At 35.8% G+C, this 372-nt stretch carries 1 tRNA gene; it reads left to right on the forward strand.

Annotated features, from left to right (window positions below):
• The first annotated feature begins 27 nt into the window (after positions 1–27).
• Positions 28–103: transfer RNA gene (locus AB4329_RS22200), tRNA-Glu, on the forward strand.
• The last annotated feature ends 269 nt before the right edge of the window (positions 104–372 follow it).

Raw genomic sequence — 372 nt, forward strand, 5'->3', positions numbered from 1 at the left:
GGTTTAGAAAAGTTAAGAGTAACCTATGTCCCGTTCGTCTAGAGGCCTAGGACACCGCCCTTTCACGGCGGTAACAGGGGTTCGACTCCCCTACGGGATACCATCTTTAAGCACATTTATTTAAGTGTTTTTAAAAATGGTTCAATTTATTGAATCAAGCTCTTTAACAATTTGGAAAGCTGACTGATTGATTACTTACGAGTAATTCAATCAAATTTAAAAGTTCTCAATGTTTATCTGCTCTTAGTTAATAAGAACGGTATAAACACAACAAACACATTCAAGTGTCTTGGCTTTTTGTCTTCACTTTTTAAAAGTGGAAATAAAGAGTGATTCAAACTTAGTTTGAATCGAAATTGAGTCCGGCAAACA

It is taken from the genome of Vibrio sp. 10N.261.54.A5 (genome assembly GCF_041471145.1).
Classification (GTDB): Bacteria; Pseudomonadota; Gammaproteobacteria; order Enterobacterales; family Vibrionaceae; genus Vibrio; species Vibrio crassostreae_C.